We start from the raw sequence: 14,127 nt of genomic DNA on the forward strand, positions 1-14,127 counted from the left end.
CGATTATTGGCAGCAGGCGCGCCGGTCCGCAGTGACCGCCTCGTACGACCAGGTACGGGCGATCACCGTCGTCTCTCGCCCCGCGCGCAGACCTCTCGCACCCGCGAGGGGTTTTTCGCTTTTCTGGCCCACCTTCAGCCGGGAAAGCAGTGCGAGGGATCATTGAGGGACGGTGGAGCCGGTCATTCCGGTACAGACCGAGATTCAGATCCTCAGGAGCCAGACACCATGACGGAAACCAGCGCACTCGACGATGCGTTCCACGTCTTCGACACGACCCTGCGTGACGGCGCGCAGCGGGAGGGCATCAACCTCACCGTCGCGGACAAGCTGGCCATCGCCCGGCACCTGGACGACTTCGGCGTCGGTTTCATCGAGGGCGGCTGGCCGGGCGCCAACCCGAGGGACACCGAGTTCTTCGCCCGCGCCCAGCAGGAGATCGAGTTCAAGCACGCGCAGCTGGTCGCGTTCGGCGCCACCCGCCGCGCCGGCGCCAAGGCCGCCGAGGACCCGCAGGTCAAGGCGCTCCTGGACTCCGGCGCCGATGTCATCACCCTGGTCGCCAAGTCGCACGACCGGCATGTCGAGCTGGCCCTGCGCACGACCCTCGACGAGAACCTGGAGATGGTCCGCGACACCGTCTCCCACCTGGTCGCCCAGGGCCGCCGCGTCTTCGTCGACTGCGAGCACTTCTTCGACGGCTACCGCGCCAACCCCGAGTACGCGAAGGCCGTCGTCCGCGCGGCCTCCGAGGCCGGCGCGTCCGTCGTGATCCTCTGCGACACCAACGGCGGGATGCTCCCGGCGCAGGTCCAGGCGGTCGTCGCCACCGTCCTCGCCGACACCGGCGCCCGGCTCGGCATCCACACCCAGGACGACACCGGCTGCGCGGTCGCCAACACCCTCGCCGCCGTCGACGCGGGCGCGACCCACGTCCAGTGCACGGCGAACGGCTACGGCGAGCGCGTCGGCAACGCCAACCTCTTCCCGGTCGTCGCCGCCCTGGAGCTGAAGTACGGCAAGAAGGTCCTCCCCGACGGCAAGCTCCGCGAGATGACCCGCATCTCGCACGCGATCGCCGAGGTCGTGAACCTCACCCCCTCCACGCACCAGCCCTACGTCGGCGTATCGGCCTTCGCCCACAAGGCCGGCCTGCACGCCTCCGCGATCAAGGTCGACCCGGACCTGTACCAGCACATCGACCCCGAGCAGGTCGGCAACACCATGCGCATGCTGGTCTCCGACATGGCGGGCCGCGCCTCCATCGAGCTCAAGGGCAAAGAACTCGGCGTCGACATCAGCGGCGACCGCGAACTGGTCGGCCGGGTCGTGGACCGCGTCAAGGAGCGCGAACTCATGGGCTACACCTACGAGGCGGCCGACGCCTCCTTCGAGCTCCTCCTCCGCGCCGAGGCGGAGGGCAAGGCCCGCTCCTACTTCCAGGTCGAGTCCTGGCGCGCGATCGTCGAGGACCGCCCCGACGGCAGCCACGCCAACGAGGCCACGGTCAAGCTCTACGCCAAGGGCGAGCGCATCGTCGCCACGGCCGAGGGCAACGGCCCGGTCAACGCCCTCGACCGCGCCCTCCGCGTCGCCCTGGAGAAGATCTACCCCCAGCTCGCCAAGCTCGACCTCGTCGACTACAAGGTCCGCATCCTGGAAGGCGTCCACGGCACGTCGTCCACCACCCGCGTCCTGATCTCCACGTCCGACGGTTCGGGCGAGTGGTCGACGGTCGGCGTCGCGGAGAACGTCATCGCCGCGTCCTGGCAGGCGTTGGAGGACGCGTACACCTACGGCCTCCTCCGCGCCGGCGTCGAGCCCGCCAAGTAGCCCGCCCTCAACAGGAGTTCTCGGCGAGCTTCTCGAACTCGCCGAGACTCATGGCCTTGTCGTCGGCCCAGACCTGGCCGGGCTTGAGGGCGGTGATCTGTTCGGTGGAGAAGTCGACGAACCCGTTGTACGAGTCGCCGGTGATGTAGTGCTCGAAGGTCAGCCTGTAGTGGTGCTTCGGCAGGAGCCGCTGCTCGCCCCGGTGCCGGGCCTGCCAGGCCGCCGGCGGCGAGAAGAGCGGGAACTCTGCGTCCCCGCTCAGCTTCTCCTTCCGCACGTCCCACCCCGTGGTGACCGGTCCGTCGTCGATCCCCTTGGCCCAGCCGTCGAGCGACGGCGACTGGTAGTCGTCGTCCCCGCACGGCCGGATCAGCGCGTGCGGCACCCCGTCCGCCCCGAGCCGCACCCCGGCCAGCGGCAGATCTACGGCCGCGCACCCACTGAGCAGCAGACACCCCGCCACCACACCCGCAACCGCCACCGCCCCCCGGGTCAGCACGCGTCGTCCACGAGGTCGTCGAAGTCGTCCTGGCTCATCGCACGGCTGTCGGCCCAGACCTGGCCGGGTTTCAGCCGGTTCAGGTCGGCGGTGGTGAAGTAGACCACGATGTCGTACGGGTCCGAGCCCGCGCGGGGGCCGGTGACGTCGAGGGCGTAGGTGCGGCCGGGCTGGAGCCGCTGCGGCCCGGTCGCCTCCGTGTGCCAGGCGGCGGGCGGCGAGAAGAGCGGGAACGTCGCCGTGGAGACCTCCACCGCCGTGCCGAAATCGGGCCGCCAGCCGGTCTGCTGGTCGAGCGGCTCACTGGTGCCCGCGTCCTTGGTGGGCCAACTGCTCAGTTCCGCCCGGCTGCCATGGTCACCGTCGCACAGCCGCACCGTGGCGACCGGCGTACCGTCCTCGTCCAACCGGACGGCCGCGAGCGACTGTTGAGCCGGGCTGCACCCGCCGAGCAGCACACCCCCCGCGACCGCACCCACCGCCACTAAGAAACGTTTCATGTCCCGCCCCCCCGTCGAGGGCGGGACACGACCCGCCCTGCCTACTGCAAGTGCCACTTCTGGTTGGCGGCTCCTGTGCAGGTCCAGATCTGCGCGCGCGTCCCGTTCGTCGACGTATTGCCCGTCACGTCAAGGCACTTGTTGGCCGCCGTATTCACCACATCACCGGTCGTGGAGTTGTACGACCACTGTTGCGCGGCGGTTCCGTTGCAGTCGTACAACTGCACCTTGGCCCCGTCGGCGGTCGAAGCCGACGTCACGTCGAGGCACTTGCCGAGCGCGCGCACCGTGCCGTCGGTGCCCACGGTCCACTGCTGGGCGGTCGAGCCGTTGCAGTCGTAGAGCTGGACGGCGGTGCCGTTGGTGGTCGAAGCACCGGCCACGTCAAGGCACTTGCTCGCCAGGCCCACGAACGCACCGGTCTGGGCGCCTCCGCCGGACTGCGTTCCCGTCCAGGTGAAGGTCGCGGAGGTCTTGCCGGGGAGGGAGTAAGTCGCGTGCTGGCCACCCCAGTTGATGGTGACGGTCTTCGCCGTGGACGCGTCGTTGTACGCGATGAGCGCCTTCGAACCGTCCGGGTTGCGCCACGCCACGTTCGGCACGTTCGTGGACGCCGTCGAAGCGATCCGCTGCGCGCCCGGCCGGACGAACTTCGTCAGCTGGCCCATCGTGTAGTACTCGACCGTGTAGTCGACGGTCCCGCTCGCGCCGTCACCGTTGTGCACGGTGATGAGACCCGTGCAGGTGCCGCAACCGCCGTTGTGCGGGCCCATGTTCTGGTCCACGGCCAGCGACCACTTGGTGACCGACTTCGCCCAGTTGCGGGTGTAGTCGATGATGTTGTTCATGTCCTCGCGCTGCTGGTTGGCGATCCAGGTGCCGCCGGAGTGCTCGGTGCCGAAGGCGTCGAGGGTGGGGTACTGGTTGTGGACCGTCGTCTGCTTGGTGACGTCACCGCCATAGCCGTGCCAGGCGATCCCGCCGAAGTTCGGGTTGGAACGCACCGCGGCGTCGTCCACGGTCGAGGCCGCGTACGAGTCGTACACGTCCCAGTTCCAGTCGTGCGCGAGGACCTTCGTGGTCAGGCCGGACGCGTTGAGCTTGGGCAGCAGCTCGCTCTTGGTGAAGTACGCCAGCCCGGACGCGTTCCAGCTCATCGACGGGTACCCGGAACAGCACGTCGGCTCGTTCTGGACCGTCACGTACGACACCGGAACGCCCTGGTCCTTGTACGCCTGGAGGTACTTGACGAAGTAGTTGGCGTAGGCGCCGTAGTCCTCGGACTTCAGCCAGCCGCCGTTGAGCGAGCCGCTGTCCTTCATCCACGCGGGCGCCGTCCATGGCGAGGCCATGACAGTCAGAGAGGGGTTGAGGCTCAACGCCTGCTTGGTCAGCGGCACCACGTCCGCCAGGTCGTGCGCGATCGAGAAGGAGGTGAGGTTCGGGTCGGTCGCGCCGGAGGCCACGTCGTCGTACGTGTACCCGTACCGGGCGAGGTCGGAGGCGCCCATCGGGTTGCGCAGGAACGACAGCCCGATCCCGTCCGTCGGCGAGAACAGCTTGGTCATGGTCGCGTTGCGGGTCGCCGCCGACAGCGCGCCGCTGCTGTTCATCAGCCAGGCCGCGGTGTCCGTGAAGGACGCGCCGCCGCCGGTGAAGGTCTGGTAGCGGGTGTTCTCGTCGACGGTGATGTTCTCGCCGCTGCCGCCCGTCCCGGACGAGAAGGCGAACGGAGTCTGGGCCTGGAGGCCGCGCGTGACATGGCGTCCGGCGGCGTCGTCGGTGGTGGTGAGCCAGGCCGTGACCTGTTCACCGGCCGCGTGCGCGGGTGGTACGGCCGCGGTGAAGCCGGCCACGGAGAGCAGCCCGGCGAGCAGCAGCCGGGCCGTGCGGGGGGTTCTCCTGGACATGGATGCGTTAGCCCTTCCTGACGAGACGTCTTGACGGGTCTGCGGGCCGTTAGTTAACTCACGGCGTGATCTAAGTCATGAGTGAACTGTGCGAACCCAGAGTGAACCAGAGCTCCAGAGCCGAGGGAAGGTCCATGCCAAGAACCGCCCTGCTCGTTTCCACCGCCCTGTGCGCCGCGCTGCTGTCACCGGCCGCCGTCTCCCAGGCGGCAGCCGCCGCCGACCCAGCCCCCACCCCCGTCGACCGCTTCGAGGGCGAGGTGCCCTTCGCGAGCCAGCCAGCCGAGGGCATCTTCACCTGGGGCAGCGACAACGACGACCCGCCCCAGCTGGCCCTGACCGCGAGACCGGACGCCCCCGAGGGCGCGAAGGTACTCACCGGCACCTACGACATCAGCGGCTACGGCGGCTTCACCCACGACTTCGCCGCGACCGAGCCCGCCCACGACTGGTCCGCCCATCAGGGCATCCGTTTCTGGTGGGACGGCCAGAACACGGGCAAGTCGAGCAACTTCGAGATCAAGGACGGCGGCGCGAACGGCGAGGCCTCCGAGCTGTGGACGACGTCCTTCACGGACGACTTCACGGGCTGGAAGCAGATCGAGATCCCGTTCACCGACTTCGTCTACCGCACGGACTACCAGCCCGTCGGCGGCATCGACCACGTCCTGGGCCTCACCCAGATGTGGGGCTACGCGGTCACCCTCCCGGTCGGCATCCACAGCCAATTCGCCATGGACGACGTCGAGTTGTACGGCAAGGCCGACCAGTCGCTGCGCGCGAACGTCACCACCGACTCGGCCGTCTACCCGGTGAAGGAGGGCGGTACGGCCACGGTCAAGGTCACCGTCGCCACCACCGGCTCCGCGCCGATCGACGACCCGGTGACCGTCGCGTACACGTCCGACGGCGGCACCGCCACCTCCGGCAAGGACTACACCCCGGTCTCCGGCACCCTCACCTTCCCGGCGGGCACCGCGTCCGGCACCACGCAGACCGTCACGGTCCGCACCCTCAAGGACAAGTCCGCCGAGAACGCCGAGACGATCCCGCTGAAGCTCACGGTCACCGGCGCCAAGGCCCCGGCCGAGACGCCCCAGGTCGTCATCGACGCGCACGGACTGCCGTACCTGGACAGCAAGTTGCCGATCAAGAAGCGCGTCGCCGACCTGGTGAAGCGCATGTCGCTGGAGGAGAAGGCCGGGCAGATGACCCAGGCCGAGCGCGGCGGGATCGGCACGGGCGCCGACATCGCCACCTATGACCTCGGCTCCCTGCTCTCCGGCGGCGGCTCGACCCCGACGCCCAACACGGCGGCCGCCTGGGCGAAGATGATCGACTCGTTCCAACTCCGGGCGCAGGCAACGCGGTTCCAGATCCCGCTGATCTACGGCGTCGACGCGGTCCACGGCCACAACAACCTGGCCGGCGCCACGATCATGCCGCACAACATCGGCATCGGCGCGACCCGCGACCCCCAACTCGCCGAGAAAACCGGCGCGGTGACGGCCAGCGAGGTCCGCTCGACCGGCGTCCCGTGGGACTTCGCGCCCTGCCTCTGCGTCACCCGTGACGAACGCTGGGGCCGCTCCTACGAGTCCTTCGGCGAGGACCCGGCGCTCGTGCAGTCCATGGAGACGATGATCCAGGGCCTCCAAGGCGCCGCGAACGGCAGGCAGTTGAAGGACGACGACAAGGTCCTCGCCACCGCCAAGCACTTCGTCGGCGACGGCGGCACGGCCTACGGCTCCTCCACCACCGGCACCTACACCATCGACCAGGGCGTCACCACCGTCACCCGGCAGCAGCTGGAGGCCATCCACCTGGCGCCGTACCAGACGGCCGTCGACCGGGGCATCGGCACGGTCATGCCGTCCTACTCCTCGCTCGACATCGTCGGCGACGGTCTCGGCCCGGTGAAGATGCACGCCCGCGCCGACATGATCAACGGCGTCCTCAAGAACCGGATGGGCTTCGACGGCTTCGTCATCAGCGACTGGAACGCCATCGACCAACTCCCGGGCGACTACGCCTCCCACGTCGACACGGCGGTCAACGCGGGCGTCGACATGATGATGGTCCCGTACAGCTACAAGGACTTCAGCTCGACGCTGATCGCCGAGGTGAAGGCGGGCCACGTCACCGAGAAGCGGATCGACGACGCCGTATCGCGCATCCTCACCCAGAAGTTCAAGCTCGGCCTCTTCGAGAAGCCGTACGCCGACACGAGCAACGCGGCGCAGATCGGGTCCAGTTCACACCGGGCCGTGGCGCGGCAGGCGGCGGCGGAGTCGCAGGTGCTGCTGAAGAACGCGGGTGGCGTCCTGCCGCTGAAGAAGTCGCAGAAGGTCTACGTCGCCGGTTCCAACGCCGACGACCTCGGCAACCAGACCGGCGGCTGGACCATCACCTGGCAGGGCTCGTCCGGTACCAACACCACCGGCACGACGATCCTCCAGGGCATGAAGAACGCCGGCGGTGACGTCACGTACTCCAAGGACGCCTCCGCCCCGACCGGCGGCTACGACGTGGGTGTGGTCGTGGTCGGCGAGACCCCGTACGCCGAGGGCGTGGGCGATGTCGGCAACGGCAACGACCTCACCCTCACCCCCGCCGACCAGGCAGCCGTGGACAAGGTGTGCGCGGCGATGAAGTGCGCGGTGCTGATCGTCTCCGGGCGCCCGCAGCTGATCGGCGACCAACTGCCCAGGATCGACGCCCTGGTGGCCTCCTGGCTGCCCGGCACGGAGGGTGACGGCGTGGCCGACGTCCTCTACGGCAAGCGCTCCTTCACCGGTCAACTCCCGGTCACCTGGCCGAAGTCGGAGGCCCAGCTGCCGATCAACGTGGGCGACACGACGTACGATCCGCAGTTCCCGTACGGCTGGGGCCTGACGACCGTGTCGAAGGCCCCGACGGGTGGCGCGTCCACCCTGAAGGCGCTGGAGGCCGCGGCGGCGAAGGCCCGCTCGGCGGCGACGGGCAAGGCGCTCGTCACCCAGGCGCGGCTGATCGTGCAGCAGAAGGTGGGGCAGAACATCACGGCGGCGGTGTCGAAGCCGTTCGCCGACGCGGACCATCTGCTGCTGACCGGGAAGTACGCGGCGGCCGTGAAGAAGCTGGAGGAGGCGTACAAGGCGGCGTGAGTGCGCTGCTTGAAGGGGCGCGGGGGCTGTCGGTCGGCTGCGGCTTCGTCGTGGCTGGGCGCGCAGTTCCCCGCGCCCCTTCAGGGCGCTTCCGCTAGCGTCGGATTATGAAGGCTGTCGCTCGGAGCCGGAGCCTCCCGGGGCTGCTCGTGGCCCTGCTCCTCACCGCGCTGACCATGGCGTCCCCGGCCGGCGCGGACACCGGCGTCTCGACGATCGGCAACGCCCTGCGCGAGGGGCCCGTCTACGTCGACCCTTCTGCGTCCGCGTTGCCGTCCGCCGACGCGCTCGCGCAGCGCATCAAGAAGGCCGACAAACCGGTGTTCGTCGTGGTCCTCCCCGCCGGCTACCCGACGGCGAACCTTTTCTCCGACGTGCGCACCGCCACCGGCATCACCGGCCTCTACGCGATCCGCCTCGGCGACCGTTTCGACGCCCGCGCGGACTCCTCGGTCCTGTCGAACGCGGCCGTGAAGAACCTGGTCGCCAGCGTGCAGGGCGAGGACGCGAAGACCCAGCTCACCGACTTCACCGACCGCGCGCTCGCCAACATGGGCGGCTCGGCACCCGCGTCCTGGGGCGGCTCCTCCAGTGACAACGGCGTCTCCGGTACGGCGCTGATCGTCGCGGGCGGGGTCCTGGTGGCCGGTGGCGCGGGGGCGTACACCCTCGTACGGCGCTCCCGCCGCCGCAGGCTGGAGGAGCAGCGGGCCGCCCTGGACAAGCTGCGGGTGGTGGTCGACGAGGACATCACCGCGTTCGGCGAGGAACTGGACCGCCTCGACTTCCACCCGGCGGAACAGGGCGCCGACGACGCGATGCGCGCCGACTACGAACGCGCCCTCGACGCCTACGAGCAGGCGAAGTCGTACATGGCGGCGGCCACGAAACCCGAGGACGTCCGGGCCGTCACCCAGGCCCTGGAGGACGGCCGCTTCTCGCTCGCGCAGCTCGCCGCCCGCCGCGAGGGCCGCCCGCTGCCCGAGCGCCGCGCGCCCTGCTTCTTCGACCCGCGCCACGGCCCCTCGGTGGCCGACGCCACCTGGACCCCGGCCGGCGGCGCGCCCCGCGAGGTCCCGGTCTGCGCGGCCGACCAGGCCCGGCTCGCGGACGGCCGCGACCCGATGATCCGCGAGGTCGACACGGACTACGGCCGCCGCCCCTACTGGGACGCGGGCCCGGCCTACGGCCCCTGGGCGGGCGGCTACTTCGGCGGCGGCCTCCTCCCCGGCCTGCTCGTCGGCACGCTGCTCGGCAGCATGATGGCCACCCCGTCGTACGCCTCCGACTACGGCACCGGTTACGGCGACTTCGGCAGCGGCGGCTACGACGGCGGCGATGTCTCCGGCGCGAACTTCGACCCCGACGACTTCAGCGGCGGCTTCGGGGGAGGGGACTTCGGCGGGGGTGGGGACGGAGGCGGCGGCGGGGACTTCGGCGGCGGGTTCTGAGCGAGCTGCGGGGGCGAGAAACACGGGTCCGGCGCACATGCGCGCCGGACCCGCAGAAGAAGGACGTACGTCAGAGCGAAGCCGCCGCCGACGCGATCGCGGAGGCGAACGTGGACACCTCGCTGTACACGCCGGGCGCGTTCGCGCGGGCGCACCCTATGCCCCAGCTGACGATGCCGACCTGGATCCAGGCGTTGGCGCTGTCCCGGCGGAACATCGGACCACCGGAGTCGCCCTGACAGGTGTCGACCCCACCGGCCGCGTACCCGGCGCAGATCTCGTCACTCGCGACAAGCCCGCTGTACCCGCTGTAGGACCGGCAGGTCGCGTCACTGACGAACGGCACGGTGGCCTTGCGCAGATACCGCTGCTGAGCCCCGCCCTCACTGGCCGAACCCCACCCGGCGATGGTGAAGGTCCCGGTGTTGTACTGCGTGGTCGTGGCGATCTTCAGCGTCGGCAGGGTGGTGATGGGCGAGGCAAGCTTGATGAGCGCCCAGTCCTTGCCGTTGCCGTTGTAACCGGGTGCCCGGTAGACGTACGTCGACTTGACCTGGACCCGCCCGGTCGTGGACTGCAGGTCCACCACACCCGCGGTGGCGGTGATGCTGGTGTTGGCCCCGGTCCCGCTCACGCAGTGCGCGGCGGTGAGCACGATCTGCTGGGTGTAGAGCGCACCGCCACAGCCCATCGAGAGCCGGATCATGAACGGGAACTCGCCCTGCGTGGCGGTGGTTCCGCCGACGACGGGCGTGGGGGCGGCCTGTGCGGCCGAGGCGGGCTGAAGGCCGGCGATCGCGAGGGCGGCGGCGCCGACGGCCGCGCATCTCTTGAGGGCGGTGAGGAGCTTCTTCAACGTGATGCCTTCCGTGGGGGGCGGGAATGACGCGCGCATGTCAATCCAGGGCATCAAAGAAATGCCCAATTTCTGACATGGGCTGGTCAAATCTGTTGAAGGATTATGTGAACCCTGTGAACGTCCGCACAAGGGGTGTGTTCTGGCCATCCGCCGGCCCCGGCAGTGCGCTCACCCGAGACGACGGGTGCCGTACCTCTTGATCACCTGGAACTGCTCCAGGGCCGCGGAACCGCCGAAGCTGCCGTAGCCGCTCTGCTTGACCGGTGTGCCGGCCAGTTGCGAGGTGGTCATGCTGTGGGCGTTGAACCAGACCTCGCCCATGCGCAGTTCGCGGCCGACCCGGCGGGCCCGGAGGTCGTCGGCGGTGAAGACCGAGGCGGCGAGGCCGAAGTCGGTGGCGTTGGCCCGCCGGATCGCGTCGGCCTCGTCCTCGAAGACCTCGAAGGTCTGCACCGGGCCGAAGACCTCCTCCTGGACGAGGGGTACGTCGACGTCGCCGGTCTCGATCAGGGACGGCCGGTAGTAGGCGCCGTCGCGCAGTTCGGGGTCGTCCGGGATGCCTCCGCGGACCAGCACCTTCCCGTATGCGGCCGCCTCCTCGACGAGGCGGTCCACCCGGGCGACGGCGGCCTTGTCGATCAGCGGGCCGAGCCGGGTGTCCGGGTCGTCGGCGGGTCCGACCCGCACCGAACGCAGCGCGGCGCTGAGCTTGGTGCGGAGTTCGTCGGCCACGGCCCGGTGCACGAGGACACGCGACCCGGTGGCGCAGTACTGGCCGTTCATGACGGTGGCGGCCCGGACCACGACCGGTACGACGGCGTCGATGTCGACGTCGTCGAATATCAACAGCGGTGTCTTGCCGCCGAGTTCGAGCGTCGTCCGCTTCACCCTGGCCGCCGCCCCGGCGGCCACCAGCCGGCCGACCCTGGTGCTGCCGGTGTAGCTCAGCACGTCGACCTCGGGCGAGTCGACGAGGAGCGGCGCGACCTCGTTGCCCGTCTCGGTGAGGAGGCTGAGCACCCCGGGCGGCAGGGAGGCGGTCTCCGCCACGGTCTCGGCGAGCAGCGCGTTGGTCAGCGCGGTCTGTCCGGGCAGTTTCACGACGGCCGTGCAGCCCGCCGCCAGCGCGGGCCCGATCGCGCGTACGGCGAGCAGGATCGGCCCGTTCCACGGCACGATGATCCCGACCACGCCGGCCGGTTCCGGTACGGCGTGCCAGTACGTCTCCGGTGCCTGCTCGAGGGCCTGCCCGCCGGTCTGGACCCGCGCCCGGGCCGCGTTGAGGCGCAGCAGGCGCGCGGCCATCTCGGCTTCCATCCGGGTCTCCCGGAGGAGCCTTCCGGTCTCCCGGGAGAGCATGCGCCCGAGCTCTTCCCTACGACGCTCGACGCGGTCCGCGAACTCGTCGAGCGCCCGTGCCCGGGGCTCGGCCGGCCGCGACCAACCGGTGGTGTCGAACGCCGTCCGCGCTGCTGTGATCGCGGCCCGCGCCTCTTTGCCGCCGGCGGAGTGAAAGGCGCCGACCGCCCTGCCCGTCGAGGGGTCGAGGGACTCGTGGAGCTCGCCGCCGTAGTTCCACCGGCCGTCGATCCAGTTCCCCGCAGGGGTGGATGTGTTCATGGTGACCCTCTCCTCGCCCAGCGAGCGGATAATTATCCGCACCAGCCCTTGGAACGTACCGGATAATTATCCGCTCCACAAGAAAGTACCCTCTGACCATGACGACGGAGCCCATCAGCTCGCGCCGGGCGGACACCCGACGCAACCGCGAACGCATCCTCGCCACCGCGGAGCGGGCGCTGGCCGAGTCGGGCGAGATCTCCTTCAACGCCATCGCGAAGGCGGCCGGGGTCGGCGTCGGCACGATGTACCGGCACTTCCCGACCTCCGAGGCGCTGGTCCTCGCGGTCTACGAGGCCGAGGTGCGCAACCTCATCGAGATCGTGCCGACCCTGATCGAGACCCACCCGCCCCAGGAGGCCTTCCGCGTCTGGGTCACCGACCACCTGGCCCACTACATGGCGACAAAACGCGGCCTGGGCGACGCCCTCCGCGCCGCGGCAACCGGCGCCGAGGTCTACAACCGCGCCTACGACGAGGTCACCGTCGCTTTGGCAGCCCTCCTGAGGGTCAACGCCGAGGCAGGCACGGTCCGCCCCGACCTGAACCCGCGCACGGTGATGCGGGGCTTGGGCGGCCTACTCCTCCTGGACCCCAACGAGGACCAGGGCGCCCAGATCGCAGACCTGACGGACTTGCTGTGGCGAGGCATGGCAACCCCCTAAGAGGCGTTGCGCTGGTAGCTCCGGCCAGGGCAACTCCCTTGGGGGCGCGGGGAACTGCGCGACCAGCCCCCACCGGCCCGCAGACAAATCAACGACCTGCCAGCCGCTCCATAATCGCCCCCGCCAACTCCAACACCCCGCGCTCCGTCTCACTCAACGACCCCAGCGCCCCCGCCAGCCACACATCCCGCTCGGCCATGTCCCGGTCCAACGCCCGCCGCCCGGCTGCCGTGAGCGTGAGCACGGACTGCCGCCGATCCACCGCACTCGGCTCACGCGAGATCAACCCCTCCGCCTCCAGCTCGCCGAAGGCCCGCGTGAGCGACTGAGGCCGCTGCCGCTCAGCCACCGCCACCTCACCCGGCGTCGCCGACCCGTTCCGGTGCAGATGCCCGAGCACGATCAGCTGGTTGAGCGTGAGCCCGCCGTCGCCGCGCTCCTGTCGCAACCGCCGGTTGAGCCGTACGACACCGCGACGGATCCGGGCGGCTTCGGAGAGATGATCCATGCGATATATCGTACGCGCAAACTTACTATCCAGCGGTCGAAACGCCAGCTACCGTAGTGATAGTGACCGCCAAACTAATACGCAACGCGTACGAAGCGGCCCTGACGATGACCGCCGTGCTGCTCTCCTGGGGCGCCGCCCTCTGGCTGGAGGGCGCCGCAGGACTGCACACGGACGTACTGGTCCTCGCGGTCGCCCTGACCCTCACCCTGTCCTCCACCCAGCGCACCGCCGACACGCGCCGGAGGCTCACCGCACTCGTCCTGCTGCCGGTCACGGCCGGAGCCTCGATCTTCCTCGGCAGGCTGTTGGCCTCCCACTACACACTCGGCGCCGCCGTCTACACGGCGGGCATGGCGCTGGCCATCTGGATCCGCCGCTACGGCCCCGTCGCCACGAAGGCCGGCACGCTGCTGGCTCTCCCGCTGGTCGCCCTCCTCGTCGTACCGGGCCCCGCGCTGCCGCCCAAGGCGCAGAGCGGGCTGGTCACTTGGGGCTGGTCGGCTCTGGTCGGGGCGCTGGCGTGCGGGGTGGTGTGGCTGGTGCAGGGGCTGGGGGACCGGTTCGGCCCCCGGCCCTGGCGCGCGGAACCCGACCCCGGACAACCACCGAGCCGCTCCCGCCTCCACCCCCGCCCCAGCACCCGCATGGCCCTCCAGATGGCGGCCGGGATCGCCGCCGCCTTCGTCGTGGGGCGGCTGTTCTTCGACGAGCACTGGCCCTGGGTGGTCCTCACCGCGTACGTCGCCGCGAGCGGCAATCGGGGCCGAACGGACGTACTGCGCAAGGGGGTTGAGCGCCTGGCCGGAGCCACGATCGGCACCCTGCTGGCGGCGGGCATCGCGTCGATCGGCATCACCGGCGACACCTCCGTGGCGCTGATGTTCGCCGTCCTCACGGTCGCGTTGTGGCTGCGCCCCCTCAACTACGCCTACTGGGCAGCCGGAATGACCTGCGCCCTGTCCCTCCTCCTCGGCTACTTCGGCCAGGACGCCCTCCACCTGCTGCCCACCCGGCTCGAAGGGATCGCGGTCGGCGCGGTGCTGTCGGTGGCGTCGGCGTGGTGGCTGCTGCCGGTGGCACGCAGGAGGGCGCCGGCGGCACGGCTCGACGTACGACCAAGTGATGCCTGAAGA

11 protein-coding genes are annotated in these 14,127 nt (G+C 70.1%); 5 read left to right on the forward strand and 6 right to left on the reverse strand.

All coding sequences use genetic code 11. The features are described 5' to 3' along the window. The first annotated feature begins 228 nt into the window (after window positions 1-228). Window positions 229-1,833 (forward strand): citramalate synthase, encoded by a 1,605-nt coding sequence (gene cimA, locus SSP08S_RS16290; protein ID WP_019068683.1) that lies wholly within the window; start codon window positions 229-231, stop codon window positions 1,831-1,833. 7 nt (window positions 1,834-1,840) lie between these two features. On the opposite strand, the gene SSP08S_RS16295 is transcribed toward cimA, so the two are convergent. From SSP08S_RS16295 to SSP08S_RS16310, 3 genes are read right to left on the reverse strand one after another with little or no spacing between them, the layout of a single operon-like run. Beyond that, window positions 1,841-2,332, reverse strand: a complete 492-nt coding sequence (locus SSP08S_RS16295) for a hypothetical protein (RefSeq protein WP_019068684.1) — start codon at window positions 2,330-2,332, stop codon at window positions 1,841-1,843. Further along, complete coding sequence (locus SSP08S_RS55385) at window positions 2,326-2,832, reverse strand: hypothetical protein (RefSeq protein ID WP_158697171.1); 507 nt, start codon at window positions 2,830-2,832, stop codon at window positions 2,326-2,328. The genes SSP08S_RS16295 and SSP08S_RS55385 overlap by 7 nt, the downstream gene beginning before the upstream one ends. 41 nt (window positions 2,833-2,873) lie before the next feature. Beyond that, window positions 2,874-4,742, reverse strand: coding sequence for a ricin-type beta-trefoil lectin domain protein (locus tag SSP08S_RS16310; RefSeq protein WP_019068686.1), 1,869 nt, complete (start codon window positions 4,740-4,742; stop codon window positions 2,874-2,876). Window positions 4,743-4,876: 134 nt separating this feature from the next. Between SSP08S_RS16310 and SSP08S_RS16315 the strand changes: the two genes are divergently transcribed. Beyond that, window positions 4,877-7,888 carry a glycoside hydrolase family 3 protein gene (locus tag SSP08S_RS16315; RefSeq protein ID WP_019068687.1) on the forward strand — a complete coding sequence of 1,004 codons (3,012 nt, stop codon included), beginning with the start codon at window positions 4,877-4,879 and terminating at the stop codon, window positions 7,886-7,888. A gap of 107 nt (window positions 7,889-7,995) precedes the next feature. Then, window positions 7,996-9,339, forward strand: coding sequence for a hypothetical protein (locus SSP08S_RS16320; RefSeq protein WP_026178544.1), 1,344 nt, complete (start codon window positions 7,996-7,998; stop codon window positions 9,337-9,339). A 70-nt stretch (window positions 9,340-9,409) separates the two neighbouring features. On the opposite strand, the gene SSP08S_RS16325 is transcribed toward SSP08S_RS16320, so the two are convergent. Together SSP08S_RS16325 and SSP08S_RS16330 are read right to left on the reverse strand one after the other, a co-directional pair. Then, window positions 9,410-10,195, reverse strand: a complete 786-nt coding sequence (locus SSP08S_RS16325) for a S1 family peptidase (RefSeq protein WP_019068689.1) — start codon at window positions 10,193-10,195, stop codon at window positions 9,410-9,412. A 171-nt stretch (window positions 10,196-10,366) separates the two neighbouring features. Beyond that, complete coding sequence (locus SSP08S_RS16330) at window positions 10,367-11,818, reverse strand: aldehyde dehydrogenase family protein (RefSeq protein ID WP_019068690.1); 1,452 nt, start codon at window positions 11,816-11,818, stop codon at window positions 10,367-10,369. A gap of 98 nt (window positions 11,819-11,916) precedes the next feature. Here SSP08S_RS16330 and SSP08S_RS16335 point away from each other — a divergent pair, with 98 nt between their 5' ends. Continuing rightward, window positions 11,917-12,483: a TetR/AcrR family transcriptional regulator gene (locus tag SSP08S_RS16335; RefSeq protein ID WP_019068691.1), complete on the forward strand. Its 567-nt coding sequence runs from the start codon at window positions 11,917-11,919 to the stop codon at window positions 12,481-12,483. 88 nt (window positions 12,484-12,571) lie between these two features. On the opposite strand, the gene SSP08S_RS16340 is transcribed toward SSP08S_RS16335, so the two are convergent. Beyond that, window positions 12,572-12,991 (reverse strand): MarR family winged helix-turn-helix transcriptional regulator, encoded by a 420-nt coding sequence (locus SSP08S_RS16340; protein WP_019068692.1) that lies wholly within the window; start codon window positions 12,989-12,991, stop codon window positions 12,572-12,574. Between the two features lie 62 nt (window positions 12,992-13,053). Between SSP08S_RS16340 and SSP08S_RS16345 the strand changes: the two genes are divergently transcribed. Then, window positions 13,054-14,124, forward strand: a complete 1,071-nt coding sequence (locus SSP08S_RS16345; protein ID WP_158697172.1) for an FUSC family protein — start codon at window positions 13,054-13,056, stop codon at window positions 14,122-14,124. The last annotated feature ends 3 nt before the right edge of the window (window positions 14,125-14,127 follow it).

Source organism: Streptomyces hokutonensis, assembly GCF_000376565.1.
In the GTDB taxonomy this organism is placed as follows: Bacteria; Actinomycetota; Actinomycetes; order Streptomycetales; family Streptomycetaceae; genus Streptomyces; species Streptomyces hokutonensis.